Annotated in this window: 21 protein-coding genes, 2 tRNA genes and 1 pseudogene; 21 read left to right on the plus strand and 3 right to left on the minus strand. The window is 61.0% G+C overall.

Features of this window, described 5'->3' with window-relative positions:
• A partial coding sequence (locus PF446_RS02780) for an AAA family ATPase (protein WP_298069479.1) occupies nt 1–1,563 on the plus strand: 1,563 nt, incomplete at its 5' end.
• Nucleotides 1,564–1,732: 169 nt separating this feature from the next.
• Here PF446_RS02780 and infA read toward each other — a convergent pair.
• Together infA and PF446_RS02790 are read right to left on the minus strand one after the other, a co-directional pair.
• Nucleotides 1,733–1,951, minus strand: a complete 219-nt coding sequence (gene infA, locus PF446_RS02785; RefSeq protein ID WP_043101035.1) for a translation initiation factor IF-1 — start codon at nt 1,949–1,951, stop codon at nt 1,733–1,735.
• A 93-nt stretch (nt 1,952–2,044) separates the two neighbouring features.
• Nucleotides 2,045–2,335, minus strand: coding sequence for a polyhydroxyalkanoic acid system family protein (locus PF446_RS02790; protein WP_298069486.1), 291 nt, complete (start codon nt 2,333–2,335; stop codon nt 2,045–2,047).
• Nucleotides 2,336–2,456: 121 nt separating this feature from the next.
• Between PF446_RS02790 and PF446_RS02795 the strand changes: the two genes are divergently transcribed.
• The 5 genes from PF446_RS02795 to aroA all read left to right on the plus strand — a co-directional run bounded on the left by PF446_RS02795 (nt 2,457) and on the right by aroA (nt 7,921).
• Complete coding sequence (locus tag PF446_RS02795) at nt 2,457–3,197, plus strand: FHA domain-containing protein (protein WP_298069488.1); 741 nt, start codon at nt 2,457–2,459, stop codon at nt 3,195–3,197.
• Nucleotides 3,198–3,309: 112 nt separating this feature from the next.
• Nucleotides 3,310–4,389: a 3-phosphoserine/phosphohydroxythreonine transaminase gene (gene serC, locus PF446_RS02800; RefSeq protein ID WP_298069534.1), complete on the plus strand. Its 1,080-nt coding sequence runs from the start codon at nt 3,310–3,312 to the stop codon at nt 4,387–4,389.
• A 9-nt stretch (nt 4,390–4,398) separates the two neighbouring features.
• Complete coding sequence (pheA, locus tag PF446_RS02805; protein ID WP_298069490.1) at nt 4,399–5,502, plus strand: prephenate dehydratase; 1,104 nt, start codon at nt 4,399–4,401, stop codon at nt 5,500–5,502.
• Nucleotides 5,499–6,605 (plus strand): histidinol-phosphate transaminase, encoded by a 1,107-nt coding sequence (hisC, locus tag PF446_RS02810; RefSeq protein ID WP_298069492.1) that lies wholly within the window; start codon nt 5,499–5,501, stop codon nt 6,603–6,605. Before pheA ends, hisC begins: the two co-directional genes overlap by 4 nt.
• Nucleotides 6,602–7,921: a 3-phosphoshikimate 1-carboxyvinyltransferase gene (gene aroA / locus PF446_RS02815; RefSeq protein WP_298069496.1), complete on the plus strand. Its 1,320-nt coding sequence runs from the start codon at nt 6,602–6,604 to the stop codon at nt 7,919–7,921. The genes hisC and aroA overlap by 4 nt, the downstream gene beginning before the upstream one ends.
• Before the next feature lie 9 nt (nt 7,922–7,930).
• On the opposite strand, the gene bglX is transcribed toward aroA, so the two are convergent.
• Nucleotides 7,931–10,201, minus strand: a complete 2,271-nt coding sequence (gene bglX, locus PF446_RS02820; protein ID WP_298069498.1) for a beta-glucosidase BglX — start codon at nt 10,199–10,201, stop codon at nt 7,931–7,933.
• 113 nt (nt 10,202–10,314) lie between these two features.
• Here bglX and kdsB point away from each other — a divergent pair, with 113 nt between their 5' ends.
• From kdsB to PF446_RS02890, 15 genes and pseudogenes are all read left to right on the plus strand, one after another.
• Nucleotides 10,315–11,094, plus strand: coding sequence for a 3-deoxy-manno-octulosonate cytidylyltransferase (gene kdsB, locus PF446_RS02825; RefSeq protein ID WP_298069500.1), 780 nt, complete (start codon nt 10,315–10,317; stop codon nt 11,092–11,094).
• Nucleotides 11,091–11,561 (plus strand): low molecular weight protein-tyrosine-phosphatase, encoded by a 471-nt coding sequence (locus PF446_RS02830; RefSeq protein ID WP_298069502.1) that lies wholly within the window; start codon nt 11,091–11,093, stop codon nt 11,559–11,561. The genes kdsB and PF446_RS02830 overlap by 4 nt, the downstream gene beginning before the upstream one ends.
• 20 nt (nt 11,562–11,581) lie before the next feature.
• Nucleotides 11,582–13,408, plus strand: coding sequence for an excinuclease ABC subunit UvrC (gene uvrC / locus PF446_RS02835; RefSeq protein ID WP_298069536.1), 1,827 nt, complete (start codon nt 11,582–11,584; stop codon nt 13,406–13,408).
• Between the two features lie 59 nt (nt 13,409–13,467).
• Nucleotides 13,468–14,073 (plus strand): CDP-diacylglycerol--glycerol-3-phosphate 3-phosphatidyltransferase, encoded by a 606-nt coding sequence (pgsA, locus tag PF446_RS02840; RefSeq protein ID WP_298069505.1) that lies wholly within the window; start codon nt 13,468–13,470, stop codon nt 14,071–14,073.
• An 80-nt stretch (nt 14,074–14,153) separates the two neighbouring features.
• Nucleotides 14,154–14,229: transfer RNA gene (locus PF446_RS02845), tRNA-Gly, on the plus strand.
• Nucleotides 14,230–14,308: 79 nt separating this feature from the next.
• A tRNA-Cys gene (locus PF446_RS02850) sits at nt 14,309–14,382 on the plus strand.
• Between the two features lie 162 nt (nt 14,383–14,544).
• Nucleotides 14,545–15,753 carry an integrase arm-type DNA-binding domain-containing protein gene (locus PF446_RS02855; protein ID WP_298069511.1) on the plus strand — a complete coding sequence of 403 codons (1,209 nt, stop codon included), beginning with the start codon at nt 14,545–14,547 and terminating at the stop codon, nt 15,751–15,753.
• 98 nt (nt 15,754–15,851) lie between these two features.
• Nucleotides 15,852–16,472 (plus strand): hypothetical protein, encoded by a 621-nt coding sequence (locus tag PF446_RS02860; protein WP_298069513.1) that lies wholly within the window; start codon nt 15,852–15,854, stop codon nt 16,470–16,472.
• A 146-nt stretch (nt 16,473–16,618) separates the two neighbouring features.
• The gene (locus tag PF446_RS02865) at nt 16,619–16,846 is read left to right on the plus strand and encodes a helix-turn-helix domain-containing protein (RefSeq protein ID WP_298069515.1); all 228 of its coding nucleotides are present in this window, start codon (nt 16,619–16,621) and stop codon (nt 16,844–16,846) included.
• A gap of 586 nt (nt 16,847–17,432) precedes the next feature.
• Nucleotides 17,433–17,843, plus strand: coding sequence for a hypothetical protein (locus tag PF446_RS02870; protein ID WP_298069516.1), 411 nt, complete (start codon nt 17,433–17,435; stop codon nt 17,841–17,843).
• Nucleotides 17,844–18,244: 401 nt separating this feature from the next.
• The gene (locus PF446_RS02875; RefSeq protein ID WP_298069518.1) at nt 18,245–18,814 is read left to right on the plus strand and encodes a type IIL restriction-modification enzyme MmeI; all 570 of its coding nucleotides are present in this window, start codon (nt 18,245–18,247) and stop codon (nt 18,812–18,814) included.
• A 12-nt stretch (nt 18,815–18,826) separates the two neighbouring features.
• Nucleotides 18,827–19,006: pseudogene (locus PF446_RS14380) on the plus strand (type IIL restriction-modification enzyme MmeI); the annotation flags it as partial.
• Between the two features lie 117 nt (nt 19,007–19,123).
• On the plus strand, nt 19,124–21,031 hold the full coding sequence (locus PF446_RS02880) for a DNA methyltransferase (RefSeq protein WP_343224646.1): 1,908 nt from the start codon (nt 19,124–19,126) through the stop codon (nt 21,029–21,031).
• Between the two features lie 81 nt (nt 21,032–21,112).
• Entirely contained in the window at nt 21,113–21,340 is a 228-nt protein-coding gene (locus PF446_RS02885; protein ID WP_298069529.1) for a hypothetical protein, read from the plus strand.
• A gap of 515 nt (nt 21,341–21,855) precedes the next feature.
• A partial coding sequence (locus tag PF446_RS02890; RefSeq protein ID WP_298069531.1) for a DDE-type integrase/transposase/recombinase occupies nt 21,856–22,509 on the plus strand: 654 nt, incomplete at its 3' end.

The raw sequence follows: 22,509 nt of genomic DNA on the forward strand, positions 1-22,509 counted from the left end.
CCCGAAGTGTTGGCCGAAAGCACCATCTGGGCGCTCGACCTGGGAGCACTGGTGGCTGGAACCAAGTATCGCGGCGATTTCGAAAAGCGACTGAAGGCAGTGATCGGCCAGCTCAAGAAGGAAAAGGGCGCGATTCTTTTCATCGACGAAATCCACACCATCATCGGGGCAGGGTCGGCTTCGGGCGGCACCATGGATGCCTCCAACCTGATCAAGCCCATGCTGGCATCCGGAGAATTGCGCTGCATCGGCTCGACCACCTTCCAGGAGTTTCGCGGCATCTTCGAAAAGGACCGTGCACTGGCCCGGCGGTTCCAGAAGATTGATATCGTCGAGCCCAGCGTGTCCGAGAGTGTGGAGATCCTGCATGGTCTCAAGACTCGTTTCGAGGAACACCATTCGGTGAAGTACAGCAACGATGCGCTGCAGGCCGCAGTCGATCTTTCGGTCAAGCACATCCCCGACCGGTTGCTGCCGGACAAGGCCATCGACGTGATCGACGAGGCCGGTGCCAGACAGCGGCTGTTCCCGGCGGATGAGCGAAGCACCAATATCGACGTCCCGGAAATCGAGTTCATCGTTGCACGCATGGCCCGAATCCCGACCAAGCAGGTCTCGGCTTCGGACCGCGACGTGCTCAAGAGTCTGGAGCGCAACCTGAAGATGGTGGTGTTCGGGCAGGACCCTGCCATCGAGGCCCTGGCGGCTTCGATCAAGATGGCGCGTTCGGGTCTGGCCGACCCCAAGAAGCCCATCGGCAGTTTCCTGCTGGCCGGCCCGACCGGTGTCGGCAAGACCGAGGTCACCCGGCAACTGGCCATGCAACTGGGCATCGAGATGATCCGCTTCGACATGTCCGAATACATGGAGGCGCACTCGGTCTCGCGACTGGTCGGTGCACCTCCGGGTTATGTCGGTTTCGACCAGGGAGGCCTGCTGACCGAAGGCGTGACCAAGCATCCGCACTGCGTCCTGCTGCTGGACGAGATCGAGAAGGCACATCCGGACGTATTCAACATCCTGCTGCAGATCATGGATCGCGGCGTGCTGACCGATACCAACGGGCGTGAGGCCAACTTCAAGAACGTGATCGTGGTGATGACCACCAACGCGGGCGCCCAGTTGGCCTCGCGACGGACCATCGGGTTTGTCGAGCAGGATCACCAGACGGATGCCATGGAGACCATCCGCCGCACCTTCACGCCGGAGTTCCGCAACCGTCTGGACGCGATCATCCAGTTCAGGGCCCTGGACTTCGAGCATATTCTTCGAGTTGTCGACAAGTTCTTGATTGAGCTTGAAACCCAGCTCAATGAAAAGCATGTCAGCGTGGACGTGAGCGATGCGGCCCGACGTTGGCTCGCCGAGCGCGGATTTGACCCGCAGATGGGTGCGCGTCCGATGGCGCGGGTCATCCAGGAGCACATCAAGCGCGCATTGGCCGATGAACTGTTGTTTGGCAAGCTGGCTGAAGAAGGTGGCAAGGTGAAGCTGGATGTCGCCGATGGCGAGTTGACCGTCGAGACCGAGGCCGGCCAGAAATTGCCGATCACCGTGGATTGACGTCACATCAGCAGGACCAAAAAAAGCGGCGGACTTCGGTCCGCCGCTTTTATATAGGTCGACCTGCAACCTCACGCCGCCATGCGCAGTCAGAACGAGGATCAGGGCCCCGGAACAACCCGGACGGACCGACCCGCTCAGCGAAACCCCGGCGCCGGTTGCCGCCGGCTTACTTCATGCGGTAGGTGATTCGACCCTTGGTCAGGTCGTACGGCGTCATTTCGACGCGGACCTTGTCGCCGGTCAGGATGCGGATGTAGTGCTTGCGCATGCGGCCGGAGATATGGGCAGTGATCACGTGGCCGTTTTCGAGCTCCACGCGGAACATGGTGTTGGGCAGCGTCTCAAGGACCTTGCCTTCCATTTCGATGACGTCGTCTTTGGCCATAAATCCATCAGTCGGGGGGCCGGAACGGCCTCGTAAGTCTTCCATTTTGCCACGCGAGGCCGCTCGATCAAAGGCGTTTGTGTCGGGAAACACTTACTCGCTTGCGCGAGCACCCAGGTATTGGTCCAGCTTGCCCCGGATCTCGTCCTCGATCCGGGCCTTGAGTGGCGACAGCATGAGACCGAGTTTTGCATGCACATGCAGCTCATGGGCACCGACGCAGATGTGGCCCTGAATGCCGGCGTGACGAAACTGCAGCGTGTCTGCGTCCCAATGCGTGTTCACGCCGAATTTCTCCACCATGCGTCGGGCCACTTTGTCCACGACCGATCTTGACTGCTCGATATCGAGGGAGTGGCTGCGATGGATATCTATTGTTGCCATGGGAAGGACACTCTCCAGATCATCTGCGTGCGCGGTATCTTGGGCACATTCTGCTAGAGTCGCCCGGGAGTTACGAGCGTCGTTTCGAAATGCCCCCTGAACACAACACGGATGTCCCGTCATGCGTATCGAATTCGCCCATGCCGAACTGCCGGCCCGCGACTGGAACAGTCGCGAGTTGCGCATCGGTAGCGCGGCGGACAACGATTTGACCATCTCCGGTCCCGGAGTGGCCGAACACCACCTTCGACTGTTGCACGACGAACGGGGCCTGGTGCTGCTGGTGATCGAAGGAGCAGGTCGTGTCTACGTCAATGCGCGCCCGGTCCGCGAGAGGGCCCTGGTTCGTGCAGGCGACAGCCTCGGGATCGGGGATGTTGTCCTGCGGCTGATCAAGCCGGATACCGACGACACCCCGCAAACCATTGACAGTGCCAGCATGCGAGCCGTCGCGGGACCGCTTTCAGGACGGGCGCAGGCCATCCATGAGCGGCTGGAAATCGGACCCTCGCAGGCTTGGCCGCTTGGCCTCGGCCACGCTCCCAAAGCCAGCCTTTCCATCATCCGGCGGGACGACGGCATGCACCTGCAGGTCCAGAATCTCCCGGAGACGTTCATGGTCAGCCTGAACGGCATACCGACGCGTGAGGGAAGGCTGCATGACGGGGACCAGATCAACATCGGACCACACCGTTTCATCCTCGATGCCTGCGACGCAGCGGACAGCCCCGTTGCCGAGGACCCACTCGACCGCAATTTGCCCGAGGACAGCGCCGGTCCGCGACGCGAGGTATGGTGGCTTATTGTCACTGCCGCAGTCCTGGCCCTGCTGATTGCAACACTGCTTTTCGTACACCTCTAGCAGGGCTGTTCGTACCGGCGGGCTTGCAGTGTGTGCACGGCAAGCCATAATCGATGCAGGGCGGCCGAGGGTCGCATTTTTTCTGCCAGGCGAACCACGTACCATGACATCGATTTCCCGCCCCTGGAATTTCAGCGCCGGTCCGGCTGCGCTCGCACCGGAAGTCCTGCTGCAGGCCCAGGCCGAGCTTCTGGACTGGCAAGGTACCGGGGCCTCGGTCATGGAGTTATCACACCGGGGTGCCGACTTCATGGCTCTGGCGGGCGAGGCCGAACGCGACCTGCGTGCCCTGATGGATATCCCCGACCACTACAGGGTGCTGTTTCTGCAGGGTGGCGCGACACAACATTTTGCGCAGATCCCGATGAACCTCGCTGGCCCCGGCGATACTGCCGACTATGTGGTGACCGGCCATTGGGGCCAAAAGGCCGTGCGTGAGGCCACGCCGTACGTGAAGGTGCGCATTGCCGCAAGCAGCGAGGAGCATGGTTTCCGTTCGATCCCGAAGCATTTCGAGGTCGACCCGAATGCCAGCTACCTCCATTACACCTCCAACGAAACCATCCATGGCACCGAGTTTCACGATGTCCCGGACGCGGGCGATGTGCCGCTGGTTGTGGACATGTCCTCGGACATCCTTTCACGCCCGATTGATGTATCCCGCTTCGGATTGATCTACGCCGGTGCGCAGAAAAACATCGGTCCATCCGGGCTGGTGCTGATGATCGTTCGTGAGGACCTGCTGCAACGTTCCGGTCGCCCCATGGCCGATATTTTCCGCTACCAGTGCCATGCCGAACACGATTCCATGTTCAACACGCCCAACACCTGGGGCTGGTATCTGGCGGGCCTGACCTTCAAGTGGATCCTCGCGCAGGGTGGTCTCCAGGCCATGGGAGATCGCAATGCAGCCAAGGCGCGAGCGCTGTATGCAGCCATTGATGACACGGACGGGTTCTACAGCAACCGCATCGATGTTGCGGCGCGTTCGCGGATGAACGTGCCGTTCCGTTTGCATGACCAGGCACTGGACACACTGTTCCTGGCCGAGTCCGCGCAGGCTGGCCTGCTGGCGCTGAAAGGACATCGCGCCCTTGGCGGCATGCGCGCCTCGATCTACAACGCAATTCCGATGGAGGGTGTCCGGGCCCTGATCGGTTTCATGCACGACTTCGCGCAACGACACGGCTGAGGCCTCCCCATGAGCACGTCTTCCCCGAAAAAACCGAAATTCACACTGGTCGAGGCACGTGAACGGATCGATGCCATCGACCGCAATATCCAGAGCCTGATTGCCGAACGCGCCCAGTGGGCCCAGCAGGTAGGCAAGGCCAAGGGGCCGCTGAAAGCGGCAGTCGAGTACTACCGTCCGGAGCGCGAGGCGCAGGTGTTGCGGCGCGTGGTCGATCGCAACGATGGCCCATTGTCGAATGAGGAGATGGTGCGGTTGTTCCGCGAGATCATGTCGGCCTGTCTGGCACAGCAGCAGCCGCTCAGGATCGGCTATCTGGGTCCGCAGGGCACCTTCAGCGAGCAGGCCGCGCACAAGCATTTCGGGCATTCCTCGCATGGACTTCCCCTGGCCAGCATCGAGGAGGTGTTCCAGGAGGTCGAGGCAGGCAATGCGGATTTCGGCGTGGTCCCGGTGGAGAACTCGGGGCAGGGCACGATCCAGGTCACCCTGGACATGTTCCTGACTTCCGGGCTGAAGATCTGCGGTGAGGTCGAGTTGCGCGTACACCAGTACCTGCACTCGCGTAGCGGTCGCATGGAAGACATCGAGCGCGTGTACTCGCATCCTCAATCCCTGGCCCAGTGCAAGAACTGGATGCGCCAGAACCTGCCGAATACCGAGCGTGTCGCGGTTTCCAGCAATGCCGAGGCGGCCCGGCGTGCGCGCAACGCGGATGACGCCGCGGCCATTGCCGGCGAAGCTGCCGGCCTGGTCTACGGGCTGAAACCGGTGGCCGGTCCGATCGAGGATCGTCCCGACAACACCACCCGTTTTCTGGTTTTGGGTCGTGAGTTGTTCCCATCCTCCGGCAATGACCGCACCTCGATACTGGTGTTCATCAAGGACGAGCCGGGAGCGCTTGCCCATCTGCTCGGTCCATTGGCGGCACACGATGTAACCATGAATCGCATCGAATCGCGCCCGGCCCATGGTGGAACCTGGCAATACGCCTTCTTCATCGACATCAGTGGCCACGTCGAATCGGACGCGGTGCGCGCAGCGCTCAAGGAGATGTCACCGTTTGCCTGGGAAATCAGGATTCTCGGCTCGTACCCGGTCGCGGTGCCGTGAGCTTCGACGCGGAGCGCCTGGCGCAGCCCAGCCTGCGCACGCTGCGCGCATACGACCCCGGGCACGATCTTCCCGCACTGCGCAAGAGGTTTGCAGCGGTTCTGGCCGAACTGGGTTCCAATGAGAACCCGCTCGGCCCCAGTCCGCAGGCAATGGAGGCTGCGCAGCGCGCCATCGGCGAAATGCATCGCTACCCCGATCCCCGCGCGGGCATGCTGCGCGAGGCGCTTGCCGAAAAATTCGCGGTGTCTGCGGCATGTCTGGCATTCGGAAATGGATCGCATGAACTGTTGATGCTGCTGGCTCAGTGCTTTGCCGGTCCGCATGCCACGGTGATGCGTTCACAGTACGGTTTTGCCGTGTTTGCACTGGCCACTGCGGCATCGGGTGCGAAGCCACTGTGCGTACCAGCCTTGTCTGCGGACGATCGCCAGGCACCACTAGGTCATGATCTGGAAGCCATGGCTGATGCCCTGCATGACGGGGTACGCCTGGTCTACCTGGCCAATCCCAACAATCCCACGGGAACCTGGTTTTCGCACGACTCGCTGCGCGCGTTTCTCCGCCGGGTACCGTTGGACACCCTGGTGGTGGTCGACGAGGCCTATGGCGAATACATGCAGGCACCGGACCTCGCTTCGGCCTGGACGATGCATGCCGAATTCCCCAATCTCGTTGTCACCCGGACGTTTTCCAAGGCCTACGCTCTCGCTGGTCTGCGTGCGGGTTATCTGCTGGCACACCCTTCGGTGACTTCGGTCCTGGAACGGTTGCGGGAATCATTCAATCTCAACCATGTGGCCATGACGGCTGCAACTGCAGCGCTATCGGATACGCAGCATCTGGACATCTCCATGTCCCGCAATGCCGTAGCGCGTGATGCCCTGGCTGGCGAGCTGGCCCGACGCGGATATCGAACCTTGCCCTCACAGACCAATTTTCTGCTCATGACCCTGGAAACACTTGCTGATCCCATCGAACACCACCTCATCGAGCGAGGGGTAGTGGTGCGACCGATGGGCGGCTATGGCTTGCCCGGAACCTTGCGCATCAGTATCGGCACCGCTGACGAGAATCAGCGACTGCTTGAGGCCCTGGCATGAGCGCCCGTCTGGACTGGACTGCACGCGCAGCCGGGCCGGTACATGGCGAATCCGGTGTCCCCGGAGACAAGTCCGTGTCGCATCGCGCAGTCATGCTGGCTGGGATCGCGGAAGGGATCTCGCATGTGCATGGCTTCCTCGAGGGCGAGGATACGCGCGCAACGGCATCGATCATGCAACGGTTGGGTGTGCGCATCGACGCACCGGCTCCCGGCGAGCGGATCGTGCATGGCGTGGGCATGCACGGATTGCGCGGGAGTCCGGCGCCCCTGGATTGCGGCAACGCCGGTACCGGCATGCGCCTGCTGGCAGGATTGCTGGCTGGTCAGGCTTTCGACAGCACCCTGATCGGGGATGCCTCGCTGAGCCGGCGTCCCATGGGACGGGTGTGCGACCCGCTCCGGAGCATGGGCGCCCGCATCGAAACCGCGCCCGGCGCCCTGCCACCGCTGCATCTGCATGGCGGCCATTCATTGCATGCTGTCGACTATGCTCCGCCGATGGCCAGCGCGCAGGTGAAATCTGCCGTGCTGCTGGCCGGGCTGTACGCCAAAGGCACCACTGTGGTGCGTGAAGTACACCCGACACGCGACTACACCGAACGCATGCTCGAAGCTTTCGGATGGCCGGTACGTTATGCACCGGGCCAGGTGGAACTGGCGCCAGGCGGTCACCTGCAGGCCTGCGAGATCGAGGTGCCCGGAGACTTCTCTTCGGCATCGTTCCTGGTCCTTGCAGCCTGCATCGTGCCCGGATCCGATCTGGTGCTGCGCGGGGTGGGTCTGAACCCGCGGCGCACGGGTCTGATCGAAGTGCTGACGCTGATGGGGGCGGACATCCGCATCGAGCACCGGCGCCAAATGGCCGGCGAGCCGATCGCCGACCTGGGTATACGCCATGCGCCACTGCGTGGAGTGGACGTGCCGGAATGCCACGTCAGCGACATGATTGATGAATTTCCGGCGCTGTTCATTGCCGCTGCTGCGGCCGAGGGCACGACCCGGGTACGCGGCGCGGCCGAACTGCGCGTGAAGGAGTCGGACCGCATCGCGGCGATGGCCGGAGGACTGCGCGCGATGGGCGTCGAAGTGCACGAAACGCCGGATGGTGCAGATATCACGGGACGCCCCGGAGGATGGTCCGGAGCCACCATTGACAGCCGCGCAGATCATCGTATTGCCATGAGTTTCGCGGTGGCCGCAAGCCGGGCCAGCGCACCAGTGCACATTCTCGACTGCGCCGCCGTGGATACCTCGTTCCCGGGATTTGCGGACCTGGTCAATGGGCTGGGATTGAAGCTTTCCCGCGACGATTGATCCGACAGCTCAATGCGGTTCGTGCAAGGGGTCCGGATCCAGCGTGAAATGCGCGGTATCCGTGGCCCTCGAGTCGCCGCCGACGTAGATCTCGTAACGCCCCGGCTCGGTGCCCCAGGTCCCGTCGCCGCGCACGAAGGCAAGGTCCGCAGGACGCAGGACGAATTCGACCGTCTTCGTCTCGCCAGGAGCAAGCTCGACCCGCCTGAAGCCCTTGAGCAGGCGCACCGGGGGACTGCGACTGGCGACGCGATCATGCACGTAAAGCTGCACCACCTCGGCCCCTTGTCGCTTGCCGGTGTTGCGTACGCGCACCCGGATACGCAATGCGCCCCCCGCGACCAGGTGATCACGGCTCAGGCGCAATGGACCAAAGGCAAACGAGGTGTAGCTGAGTCCATAGCCGAATGGGTACAGCGGGGTGTTGGGCACATCCACGTAATGGGTGGTGTAATGCAACGCGATGGCTGTACTTGCGTCGCGTGGCCGACCGGTGCGCATATGTGCGTAGAAGATGGGCACCTGTCCGACATCGCGCGGGAAAGTCATCGGTAGCTTGCCCGAGGGATCGATTGCGCCGAACAGTACATCGGCGACGGCATGTCCGGCTTCGTCGCCAGGCACCCATGCTTCGAGGATCGCGCTGGCGTGATCGTGCAGCCAGGGCAGGGCCAGGGGTCGGCCGTTGACCAGCACCACCACGACAGGCTTGCCCGTGGCGACAATAGCGCGCGCCAGCGCCAGTTGATGTCCAGGAAGGCCCAGCCGCGAGCGGCTCTGGCCTTCACCAAACAACGCCTTGTCCTCACCGAGCACCAGCACGGAGACATCGGCGGCACGCGCAGCACGCACGGCGTCCGGGATCCCGGACACATCGCCGCCGGTGACTTTCACACCACGGGTAAAACTCACGCGGGTCTTGGGATCCACTGCGTCACGAATGCCCTGCAGCAGGGTGACCACATCCTGGGGCCGGCCCAGGGCGGGCATCTGCCCGAGCATGGTCACGCGATTGGTCGCCAGAGGACCGATTACCGCGATCCTGGTGCTGCGCGACAAGGGCAGAGTGTGCCCGTGGTTTTCGAGCAACACCATGGACTCGGCCGCAGCATGCCGTGCCAGGCGCAGCATGCCCCGGGAACGCGTGACCGCCTTCATCCTGCGGGCATTCCCGTAACGGAAGGGGTCCTGGAAGAGACCGAGGCGGTACTTGGCCTCGAGCACCCGACGAACAGCGGCATCCAGGCGTTTCATCGGTAGCGTGCCGTTGCGGACCAGCGCTGGGAGTTGGGCTTGGTAGGTCCCGCTGTGCAAGTCGATGTCGACACCCGCTTGCAGTGCTTGGCGCGCGGCATCCGCCGGGCTTGTGGCGACGCCGTGGACCTGCAGCTCGGGCACCGCATCATAGTCGGACACGATCAGCCCTTGATACCCCCACCGGCGACGCAGCAGGTCGGTGAGCAAACGATGGCTGGCTGTAACCGGAATGCCGTTGAGCGTGGTCAGGGAGGGCATCAGCGCACCCACTCCGGCATCCACGGCGGCATGAAAGGGAGGCAGGTAGACCTGACGAAGCAACGGCAGGGGGATTTGCGCGCCGTTGTAGTCACGACCGGCTTGGGCGGCGCCGTAGCCCACGAAATGCTTGGCTGTAGCCAGCATGGTGTCCGGTGCAGATAGCCCGCGGCCCTGGAAACCGGCGACTTGCGCGCGGGCCATGGCGGCACCGAGGAAGGGATCTTCTCCGGCACCTTCAACCACGCGACCCCATCGCGGGTCGCGCGTAATGTCCACCATCGGGCTGAAGGTCCAGTCAACGCCGGCTGCGGTGGCCTCGCGTGCGGCGGCGCGTTGCACCTGCTTGACCAGCGTCGTGTCCCAGGTCGCCGCAAGTGCCAGCGGCACCGGAAAAATGGTCCGGAACCCATGGTTGACGTCACCCATGAACCACACCGGTATTTTCAATCGGGACTGCATGGCAAGCTGTTGGATATGACGGGTGTAGGCCAGCACATCGGTCCCGGGCAGCACACCATTGGTCCCACCCAGCAGGCCACTGCGCGCCAGGCGGTCGAGGTCGCCGTGATCGGCTCCCAGGATGGTCAGTTGCGCGATCTTTTCCTCGATCGTCATACGGGCCAGCAGCCTGTCGACAAATACATGCATGGAGGCTTCGTCCTGCACGGGTGCCGGGGCATGGGCAAGGCCGGCCCGCCCCCAGGCAAGGGCCATGACAAGCGCGAGTGTGGTGCGGGCGACGGGATAACGCGAAAAGGTCATGGGACACCGCTGCAACAAACAGGCCGTGTCCATCGTAGCGGCTGGTGCCTTTGGTTTGTTGCCCGGGTGCCCCACATATTCGATAAGCTGTGACGCTACACTTGGTGCCTTGCATGCCTTTCTCGACTCCGCCGTTCATCGTCGCGATACCGGCCCGTTACGGGTCCAGCCGCTTGCCGGGCAAGCCGCTGCGCCTGTTGGGCGACAAGCCACTGATCGTGCACGTGGTCGGGCGCGCCCTCTGTGCTGGCGCAGACCAGGTGGTCGTGGCCACCGACGACGCGCGCATTGCCGAGGCATTGACCGGACTGGATGTCACGGTGTGCATGACCGATCCGGCGCTGGCATCGGGCAGTGATCGCATTGCGGCCTGTGCCGCCGAATTGGGATGGCATGACGATACTATCGTGGTCAATCTGCAGGGTGATGAACCGTTCGCTCCCGTAGCAGGCATTCGTACGGTGGTCGATGCATTGGCCGAGAACGACGCCCAAATGGCGACCTTGGCGACTCCATTGCATCAGGCCTGCCAGCTGTTTGATCCAAATTGCGTAAAGCTGGTGCGCGATAGACGAGGTCACGCGCTGTATTTCACCCGCGCGCCTGTACCTTGGGCACGCGATGCCTTCGTGGAGGATCGTGAACAATTGCCTGGCCGGGTGCCTTTTCTTCGGCACATCGGTATCTATGCCTACCGCGCGGGCTTCCTGCGCCTGTACAGCTCACTTGAGCCGACGCCGCTGGAACGCACCGAGGCGCTCGAGCAACTGCGCGCGCTCGAGCACGGTTATGCCATCATCGCGGCTCTTTCGCCCGAGGTGTTTCCCCCGGGCATCGACACACACGAGGATCTGGAGCGCGCCCAGGCACGGTACAAGGAGATGCATCCATGAGTGAAGGCGAGGGCATCCTTTTTGTCTGCCTCGGAAACATTTGTCGGTCACCGCTGGTGGAGGCTGTGGCCCGCGAGGAATTCGCGCGGGCCGGACTCGACGTACCCGTGGACTCCTGCGGTACCGGTGGCTGGCATGCGGGGCAGAAGGCTGATCCACGCTCGATTGCAGCGGGTGCGGCCGAAGGCTACAACCTGTCCAGACACCGCGCACGGCAACTTGCGGAATTGGATTTCCGGCAGTGGCGCTGGTTGCTGGCCATGGATCAGAACAATCTCGAGGAAATGCGCGCACGCTGCCCCGATTCGTTTCACGACCGTTTGGGCCTGTTCCTGGAGTTCTCCGGTGTAGGCCAGGGTGAAGAGGTGCCGGATCCGTACTACGGTGGCAGGGAGGACTTCCGCGCGGTACTTGCCCTTGCACGGCGTGGCGTGGACGGTCTGATCGATCACATCCAGGACGGCTGAGACCGGTTCGCAACGTGTCCATGCAACCTGATTCCAGTCCAGCATTCGATGGCAAGGCCTTTGTGCGCACCCTGACGACGTCGCCCGGCGTCTACCGTTACTACGACGCAACGGACGAGTTGCTGTACGTAGGCAAGGCGGCACATCTGCGCAAGCGTGTGGGCAGTTATTTCCTCAAACCGCGAATGGAACCGCGCATCGCCTCGATGGTCTCGCAGATCGCGCGTGCCGAAGTCACTGTCACGCGCACCGAGGCCGAGGCACTGCTGCTCGAATCGCAGCTGATCAAGGAACTCAAGCCCCGCTACAACATCCTCCTGCGTGACGACAAGAGCTATCCCTTCATCTATCTGTCCAACACCGATGTATATCCGCGTCTGGCCTTTCATCGTGGTGCGCGCAGTGCGCCGGGACGTTACTTCGGTCCCTTTCCCAGCGCATGGGCCGTGCGTGAAAGCCTCAACTTGATGCAGAAGCTGTTCAAGGTGCGGCAGTGCGAGGACAGCTATTTCCGCAATCGTTCACGTCCGTGCCTGCAGTACCAGATTGGCCGCTGCAGCGCGCCCTGTGTCGAATACATCGAACGCGATGACTATGCACGCGATGTGCGTCATGCCCAGATGTTTCTGGAAGGTCGCAGCAGCGTTGTCATCGAGGAACTGAGCACGGCAATGGAGCAGGCCAGCGAGGCACTGAACTACGAACAGGCGGCTGCGTTGCGTGATCAGGTGTCCGTGCTACGGCAGTTGCAGGCCCAGCATCACGTACAGGGTGCAAGCGCCGATATGGACGTGATCGCCTGTCGCATCGAGGGGGGCGTGGCCTGTGTCAGCGTGCTGTTCTTCCGCAACGGACTGTCGCTGGGCTCTCGCGATTTCTTTCCCCGGCTGCCACTGGATGCCAGCGAGCCCGATGTTCTCGAACAATTCATCGCACAGTATTACGTGGACCGTCCGGTGCCGGGCGAGTTGGTGCTCAGCGCGGATGTCGAAGCTCGCAAGGCTCTTGCCGAGGCCCTGATGCAGCGCAGCGAGCACAGCGTGGCAGTCAAGACCTCGGTGCGCGGAGAACGTGCACGTTTTCTTGATCTGGCCATGCGCAACGCCAGCGCAGCGCTGACTTCGCGCCTGGCCAGTCGACAGACCCTCGGGTCCCGTTTCGAGGACCTGGCGAAGCTGCTTGAGCTGGATGATCCACCACGTCGCATCGAGTGCTTTGACATCAGCCATACCGGTGGCGAATCCACCGTGGCCTCGTGCGTGGTGTTTGGTCCGGAGGGTCCGGAGAAGTCGCATTACCGCCGTTTCAACATTGCCGGCATCACGCCGGGCGACGACTATGCCGCCATGCATCAGGCGTTGTCGCGACGGTTTCGAAAGCTGGCCGAAGGCGAGGGTGCGCGTCCCGACTTGCTGTTGATTGACGGAGGCAGTGGACAAGTCGCTCAGGCGCTGGACGTGCTTTCCGGACTCGGCCTGGCTGATATCCGTGTGATCGGCGTTTCGAAGGGACCGGCTCGACGATCCGGAGACGAAAACCTGATACTGGCCGACACTGGACGCACCCTGCATCCGGGACCGGCGTCGCCTGCCTTGCACCTGATTGACTCGGTTCGGGACGAGGCTCATCGCTTCGCCATCAGCGGTCACCGCAAGCGACGCCAGAAAGCCAGGCAGCGCAGCGTGCTCGAGGATGTCCCGGGCATCGGTCCGCGACGCCGCTCGACCCTCCTGCGAGCGTTTGGCGGCCTTGCAGGGGTGGAAGGCGCGGGCGTGGAGGAGTTGATGCAGGTGGCCGGCATCAACCGCGACCTGGCCGAGCGCATCTACACGGCTCTGCATGGCTGAGATCACGCGCCTATAGTGGAGGACTTTCCAATGATGGACCATACAAGGGTGAAGAATCGATGCGACTGAATCTACCCACCTGGCTGACCCTGTTTCGTATCCTGCTGCTTCCGGTCATGGTTGCGGTGTACTACTCGCATGCAATGATTCCCATGATCCCGCTGCGCTTCGCCAATGTCGGCGCTGCCGTGATCTTCCTTGCGGCGGCAATCACGGACTGGTTCGACGGATATCTGGCGCGACGCTGGAACCAGACATCGGCCTTCGGCGCCTTCCTTGACCCGGTGGCCGACAAGCTCATGGTCACGGTGACACTGTTCCTGCTGGTGCAAAGCCATCCCACTGCGTTGCTGGCGGTTACAGGCGCAATCATTGTCGGTCGCGAGATCGGGATTTCGGCATTGCGCGAATGGATGGCCGAACTGGGTCTGCGTTCGCGTGTCCGCGTGGCCATGCTGGGCAAGGTCAAGACGGTGATGCAGATCATCGCCATCGTGGTGCTGCTGCTGGAACACGACAAGGATGCGCAGGCCTTGCGCAAGTGGTATGTCGGCGAGAGCCTGCTGGTTCTGGCTGCCGGCCTTACGATCTGGTCCGGGCTGGTCTATCTGCGCGCTGCCTGGCCGGTACTTCGAGACAACCAGAATATGCCCGAGACGCCGTGATCGTGGGGCGTCGAGCAGGTAAAAAAAGGATTTCAAGTCTTGACAGGATCTCGCGAAACCGTAAGATACGCGGCTCCCGGGCGGGAATAGCTCAGTTGGTAGAGCACGACCTTGCCAAGGTCGGGGTCGCGAGTTCGAGTCTCGTTTCCCGCTCCAGATTTTCCTGCAAAACCTCGGCTCGCCGAGGTTTTGTTTTTTCCGACGCACGAGGCTAAGCTTCGCGCGGTACGTCACCGGCCAGGTGGCAGAGTGGTCATGCAGCGGCCTGCAAAGCCGTGTACGCCGGTTCGATTCCGACCCTGGCCTCCATAATGGTTTCCAAGCACATCCCGGAAGACCCCTTAAACCGCGCTACGGCGCGGTTTTTTGTTGCCTGCATCTCCCGCAAGTCATCTAGGGCTACCCTTGAGTTACCGTAAGTTTGGCGGTAGCTTTGACGGTAACAGCTGCCTCGCAGGTCTAGTTACCGTCATGTTGACCCCTTCCGCAGTACGCAACGCCAAGCCCAAAGCCAAGGCATACAAGCTGACGGACGGACGGGGCATGTATTTGCTGGTGAAACCGGACGGCGCGCGCTGGTGGCGCTTTGACTACCGCCGCCCGGTCATTGCAAAGCGCAACACGCTTTCCTTGGGCACCTATCCCGATGTGTCGCTAAAAAAGGCTCGCGTAAGGCGCGAGGAAGCGCGCGCGCTGTTGACCGATGGCATCGATCCCGGCGACCAGCGCAAAGCCAAGGCCGAGGCTGAGGCGGATACCTTCGAGGCTATTGCGCGCGAGTGGCACGCCAAGCACGCGCCGAACTGGTCCGCTGACCATGCAGACCGGATCATGACCCGGCTAGAAAAGGACGTGTTCCCGTGGATCGGTCGCAAACCCATTGCCAACCTGACCGCACCGGATGTGCTGGGTATCCTGCGCCGTGTAGACGCGAGAGGCGCGCGCGACACCGCACACCGTGTGCACCAGCATTGCGGGCAGGTGTTCCGCTACGCGGTCGCTACAGGCCGCGCCAGTATTGACCCGACACCCGCCCTGCGCGGAGCTATCCCGCCGACCCGCACGAAACACCATGCCAGCATCACCGACCCCGACCGCGTCGGGGAACTGTTGCGCGCCATCGACGGCTATCAAGGCTCGAATGTGACCCGTGCCGCCTTGCAGCTTGCCCCGCTGGCTTTCGTGCGTCCGGGCGAACTAAGGCAAGCCGAGTGGTCCGAATTTGACCTGGACAAGGCCGAATGGCGGATTCCCGCCGAACGCATGAAAATGAACGCGCCGCACATTGTCCCGCTGGCGGGGCAGGCCGTAGCTATCCTGCGCGATCTGGCACCGCTGACAGGCTCCGGGCGCTACCTTTTCCCCGGCCTGCGTACACGCGCGCGCCCCATGAGCGAAAACACCGTGAACGCCGCCTTGCGCCGCATGGGCTTCGACCGCGACACCATGACCGGCCACGGCTTCCGCAGCATGGCCAGCACGCTGCTGAACGAGCAGGGCTGGCACCGCGATGCCATCGAGCGCCAGCTAGCCCATGCAGAACGCGACGCCGTGCGTGCCGCCTATAACTACGCCGAACACCTGCCCGAACGTCGCAAGATGATGCAGGCATGGGCCGACTATCTGGACAGCTTGCGGCTGAGTCCGGGTAAAGTAGTGCCAATTAAGCGCAAGGCATAAACGAATCGCCACGGCTAGGCCGACGGGCCGAACTCGGGTCCACCTTTCACCCGCTGCCGTGGTGACTATTTTGAAAGGGCGCAGCGAAAGGTGTGCTAATGGCTAAGGACACCACCGACTTTGACCTATCCACTGCATGGGATAGGGTGCTGGCATGGGCTGGATGGGAGCATGCCGAAGCTATAGAACTGCTTGACGCCGCATATTTGCTCACTGCTACCAAACCGCGAAGGCATACTTACAACCGCGTGTTGTCTTCAGATACAGATGCGATGCTGCAAACTTTGAAACAATCAGCTCTTATCGGTAATTTGCCGATTTTTGCGGCTTGGGCTTGGGATGAGAATGGCCACCCTGAACCTATCGGCGGCCATACCATGAACCCGCATATCCCTTTGCACGCTATGACAACGGTGAAAGTGACTGACCTGGCAGCATGGTGCGATGCGCGGAACATCCCACACCCGTGGCAAAGTTCAGAGTCAGTACAAGTCAGGACGCCGGCCATAAAGACATATCCCGCCGAACTTCGAGCTGCTATCGAGGCGTTCAAGGCTGTGCATGGAAACCTAACAGCACTGCGAGGCAAATCACCGAAACAGGCGCTGTTAGCATGGCTTGAAAAGAATGCTGATCTAGGAGCTAACGCGCGGAAGCGCGTCGCCACTGTTGCTAATTGGCAACCTCAAGGAGGGGCAGCAAAGACCCCCAGCGAATAACCCACCCTACCCGTAGGTGGACAGGTAGGGTCGGTTCCACAAAAGTCCGGGGCCAGTTTTCTAAACCTGACCTACTGGAAGCGTACGTACATATGCTCATACTCGGGAGTCGCTGCAACACCCGCAGCTAACCCGAGTGTTTAGCGATGACCACAAGTAATCCTCTAGCGCCGCATGATCCGACGCCGCTGTCCCCCGGCGACCTTATAGACGAACGTAAGACCGCCGCGATCTTATCCGTATCCGTTCAAACCCTGCGCAACTGGCGCTGGCGTGGTGACGGCCCCCGCTGGCGAAAATTGGGGAAACGCGTGGTCCGCTATCACCGTGCAGACCTGGCTGCCTTTATCGAAGGCAAGGCAGGTGAAGCATGAGCGCGCCAAAGACACGAGGGCATGCCATCGCCGCCTATTGCCGCGAATGCATCCATGACACGCAAGCGTTAGGAACCTGGCGGGAACAGGTGGCCGCTTGCCCTTGTACCGATTGCCTGATGTGGAGATTCCGGCCCGTACAAGACGCGCGATCTGCCCCGGACTGGATCAAGGCGCGAGATCCCGACGAGCTGCCTGAGGGCTTTCCGGGCATGGATCAAGGGGAAGCCGTGCGGACTATGCGCGCGCATGTCGCCGCCAAGGCTTCCCGCCGCGCCGTACAGGCAGGCCAGAGCGAACACATCACCACCCCGTTATCTACCCCTAAGGATGGCACTTCATGAGCGCGCGCCATGCTGAGAGAGCGGGGAAAAATGATCAACCCCTATGCATTGACCGTCTAGAGCCGCTTGCGTGTGTATGGCGCGCGCAGGCCGCCCTAGAACGCATTGCATGGACATCAGATGAACACGAACAGCAAGGCATAGAAGCCGCCTACCAACTGGAAGCTGTTGACCGACTACTTACAAGGATGACTTGCCTCTTAGCTCACCCTCGCCTTGAAGGCGGGGAAGGGGAATAAACCATGGCGCGCACAAAAGCAAAGTCAATGGGGCGCAGTCTTTCAGGCAAGTTTTTGATGGTTCCGACCGATGTGTTGAACAGCCCGAACTATCGAAAGCTGACCACAAAGGCCAAAGCGCTGATTCTGGACCTTGGCGCACGCTTCAACGGCTTCAACAATGGGGACTTGGCAATGCCGTGGTCATGGATGAAAGAACGTGGCTGGAATTCGAAGCAGACTTTGAAAAATGCGCGAGATGAACTGATTGAACATGGCATGATTGAGTTGACGCGCCAAGGTGGGCTGCACGGCCCAAGCCTGTATGCCTACACTTGGCTGGCAATTGAACCGTGTAAGGGTAAGCTGGACGTGCAGCCAACCGCAGTCGCATCGGGCAAATGGAAGCGGCCACTAATGGATGCTGACGGCTGAAAAACACAAAGCCCGCCCCGATAGTCGGGAAGGCTTGCCCCGATGGTCGGGCCAGTGTTAGTAAATACGTGACCATGGTGCCCCGTTCATCGGGTCCATAAGCTCTAAAGTGCTGCAATCTACTGCCCCGATAGTCAGGCCCCTCTAAGAATCTACCAGGCAAGGGACGGCAGCTTGAGGATGACCATGAGTCAAACATCATCGCTTCCAGAGGTAGTGCTTGCAGCCTTGGCCGCTGCGCAGCGTGCGCCGGGTTGGAACAATCGAAATGGCCGCATTCTCAGATTTGATCTGGACGGATGCACCCTTTACGTGGTCCCGTTCCGCCGCTGGGCATGGCGCCGAATGGACATGCGGGCCATCACGCATGATCGACAATTCAGCCCAAGGCACCCAAACGCATGGCCGCACTGACGAGGAATGAAATCCGTCGACGCCTGACTGTCTTCGCGAAGATATGGCAGCATGCCGAGCGCGAGAATGCCGACGCAAAGTTGTTCTGGGCACGCTTCTATGAGTGTTTCGGCATCCGACCGGAATCGGCAACGATCTACGAAAAGGCTGTGTCGAAGCTAGGCGGCGGACGGGGTTTCATCGACAGCTTCATTCCCGGCACCTTGATCGTCGAACACAAGAGCCGAGGTAAAGATCTGAATGCTGCCTTTGCGCAAGCTAGCGAATACTTCATGGCCTTGAGTGAGGCAGAGCGCCCTCGCTACATCATCACCTCCGACTTCGCGCGATTCCGTCTGACCGATCTGCGCACGGACGCCACGCACGAATGCAAGTTGAAGGACTTACCCAAGCGTGCCGGTTGGTTCACGTTCCTGTTCGATGATGATGCGGGCGAGATCGTGGAAGAATCCAAGATCGACCGCAAGGCTGCGTATCAGGTGTCCCGGTTGCACCAGGCGCTTCTGGACGTGCGTTTCATAGGGCACGATCTGGAAGTGTTCATGACGCGCCTTTAGTTCTGCTTCTTTGCCGATGACACCGGCATTTTCGGCGATAACAACCAGTTTACGCGCCTGGTTCGACGCAGCCGTGAGGATGGCAAAGACCTTGGTGCCATGCTGGCGGAACTGTTCCAAGTGTTGAACACGCCGCATGACAAACGACAGTCCAGCCTGGACGAAGACCTTGCTGCATTCGAGTACATCAACGGAAGCTTGTTCGAGGAACGAACCCGAATACCGTCCTTCAACACCGAGTTGCGCACGCTGCTGTTGGAAAGTTCGGAACTGGACTGGAGCGGCATTTCCCCTGCGATCTTCGGGGCCATGTTCCAAGGCGTGCTGGAACAACAGCATCCGGAGGCCAGCAAGCGGCAGGCCACTCGGCGCGAGCTTGGCGCGCACTTCACTAGCGAGCGCAACATTCTACGCGTCATCAATCCCCTGTTCCTGAATGATCTGCGCGCGGAGCTACATGCCTCCAACCGCACGAGAGCAAGTCTGCGTGCCCTGTACGAAAGGCTGCCGACCCTGACGTTTCTCGATCCGGCTTGCGGCTGTGGAAACTTCCTGGTGATTGCATACCGAGAGCTTCGACGTCTCGAGATGAAACTGATCGCCGAGATATGGGGCGAAGAGCGCGGGGTGCTGGACGTGGACACTCTGTGCCGTGTCAATGTGCACCAATTCTACGGGATCGAAATAGACGAAGCCGCCGCCCACATCGCTCGCGTAGCCTTGTGGATCACCGATCACCAGATGAACCAGGAAGCGGCAGAACTCTTCGGCACCACGCGCGCAACAGTGCCGTTGGTGACGGCGCCCACAATACCCTGCGCGAATGCCCTGCAGAAGGACTGGAAGGACGTTCTGCCACCCGAAAAGTGCAGTTATGTGCTGGGCAATCCACCTTTCGTGGGGGCCAAGTACATGAGCGACGAACAGCGCGCGGATGTGGCCAAGATATTCGATTCGCTGAAGAGCGGCGGCCTGCTGGACTATGTGGCGGCCTGGTACGTGAAAGCCGCTGCCTACATCTCGCAAAACCCAAAGATTGACGTGGCTTTTGTAGCCACCAACAGCATCACGCAAGGCGAACAGGCGGGCGTACTGTGGTCCTGGTTGTTGGGCCATGGCATCACGATCCGTTTCGCGCATCGCACCTTCCAGTGGAGCAACGAAGGCAAGGGCGTCGCTGCCGTGCACTGCGTCATCGTGGGTTTCGGTTTGCGAAAGCCAGCCAAGCGGACGCTCTACCTTTATAACGAAGGAATCAAGGGCGAGCCAATCGCTATACCGGCTAAGAACATCAATCCCTACCTTACGGATGCGCCGGACGTGGTGATGGAAAGGCGGGGGAAGCCACTTTGCGAAGTGCCCGGTATGGGCATAGGAAACAAGCCGATTGACGGCGGGAACTATCTTTTCACGCCGGAAGAAATGGCGGAATTCTTGAAGCGTGAACCGGGTGCGAAACCCTACTTCCGGCGCTGGTTGGGGGCCGATGAATTCTTGAACGGTTATGAGCGATGGTGCCTTTGGCTGGGTGACGCGGAACCGTCCGCACTGAAGAAGCTCCCGCTGGCCATGGAGCGGATAGCTTCCGTTCGCCAGTTCCGCAAGGCTAGCAAGAGTGCGCCCACTCAGAAGCTTGCACAGACGCCGCGCAGGTTCCATGTCGAGTTCATGCCAAAGGCGGATTATCTAGTCATTCCGGAGGTTTCCTCGGAGCGACGTGAATTTATCCCCATCGGTTATATTGTTCCCGAAACGCTAGCTAGCAATCTATTGCGCATAGTGCCGCATGCGACCACTTATCATTTCGGTGTTCTGTCTAGCTCGATGCATAACGCTTGGATGCGAACTGTCGCTGGACGGCTGGAAAGTCGATATCGTTATTCCGTCCACATCGTCTACAACAATTTCCCATGGCCGCAAGATGTGCCGGAAAAAAAACATCGAACGGTTGCAAGTGCGGCACAGGCTGTACTGAGCGCACGTAATGCGCATCCTGGCGCTACGCTGGCCGAGATGTACGACCCGGACAGCATGCCGCGAGACTTGCAGGAAGCGCATGCCGCGCTGGACAAAGCTGTGGATGCAGCCTACGGCTTTCGCAGCAAAAAGGATGACCGTGCCCGTGTGGCGTTCCTGTTCGCGCTGTACAGCAAGCTGACGGGACTGCAGAAAGGATCAGCCAAGCGTCCTGGCAAGCGGAAGGTGAAGCCCTTATGAGCGATTCCGTTGGCTGGCAATGGAGCGGTGAGTAGGGTGGTTTAGACTTTTAAACCCAACACGAATCAAGAAGGTGTGGTGATGGATCAGCGAGCCGAGGAACATGCCGCCATCGACAACGAACGCCGCGCCTTCGAGCGTCGGCAAGCTGCATTCTTTACGCTCGCAGGGCATTCCACCCCTCAAGGCAACGGGGCAACTACAGCCAGCGATCTAGCCGAGTGGGAAGCGGCCAATGCCGATTGGAAAGCTGCAAATGCAGAGATCGAGCGAATCGCCTCCGAAATTCGCACGGGGAGGCGTCGCTAGTCATGAAAAAGTCAGTTCGTACAACGCTTATCCTTGGCGGCTCACTAGCGAGTCTCGCACTGTCACTATATTTCGGATTGAATACGCATGCCAAAGACCTCATGGGGATGCCCACTGACGCTACCGACTGGGGAAGGGTTGCCCTAGCCCTGGTATTCGGTTCCGTTGGTTGCGTGGGGATTGCTGCACTATTACGCCAAACATAGAGAACACCTCAAAGCAGGCTGGCACCAATGCGTGCGTTGCGCCGTCTACTGTAGACATTTGTAGACTTGGCATAAGAATTTCCTGACGCTAGAAAAGGGTGCGGACAGATGCTATCAAGCGAATTTATGGACGCGACATACGCGCGCGCGCGCGAAGTGTTTAGGGGAATGGCATTCGGATGGATGGTGCCCCGTTCATCGGGTCCATAAGTGTCGGGTCCCGAGTGATCCTATCGAACAACGCATCTGGCGCCTGAGCGCGGCTCGTGATGCACTGAAGACTCTCCGTCAGACCCTGGAAGGCCGCCGATGCCCTTGACCTTACACCCGCTGGCCCGCACCACGCCACGCACCCGCGCTGAGCTGAAAGCCGAGGATTCGACGCTCAGTCACGCCGCGTTGGCGCGCCGCTACGGCGTGACTGCGCCCACGGCGCGCAAGTGGCGTGAACGCGACTCGACACAAGACCGTTCGCACCGCCCGCACACGCTGCACTGCACGCTGTCCCCGGCCCAGGAAGCGGTTGCAATGGAGATTCGTCGTACGCTGTGGCTGCCACTGGACGACCTGCTGGTGGTCGTGCGCGAATTCCTCCATCCCAGGGCCTCGCGCTCGGGGCTGGCGCGCTGCCTTAAGCGCCACGGTCTGAATCAGCGCCCGGTTGAGGACAAGGATGCGCCGGTGGTGCGCAAGACCTTCAAGGACTACTCGCCCGGCTTCATCCATGCCGACATCAAGTATCTGCCGCAGATGGCCGACGAGTCGGCGCGGCGCTACCTGTTCGTAGCCATCGACCGCGCCACGCGCTGGGTGTACCTGCGCATTTACGCCAATCAGAGCGAGACCAGCAGCACGGATTTCCTGCGCAGGCTCACGCGGGCCGCGCCGATGAAGATCGAGAAAGTGCTCACCGACAATGGCAGTCAGTTCACCGACCGCTTCACCGGCAAGACCAAAAAACCG

Source organism: Oleiagrimonas sp. (assembly GCF_027858935.1).
In the GTDB taxonomy this organism is placed as follows: domain Bacteria; phylum Pseudomonadota; class Gammaproteobacteria; order Xanthomonadales; family Rhodanobacteraceae; genus Oleiagrimonas.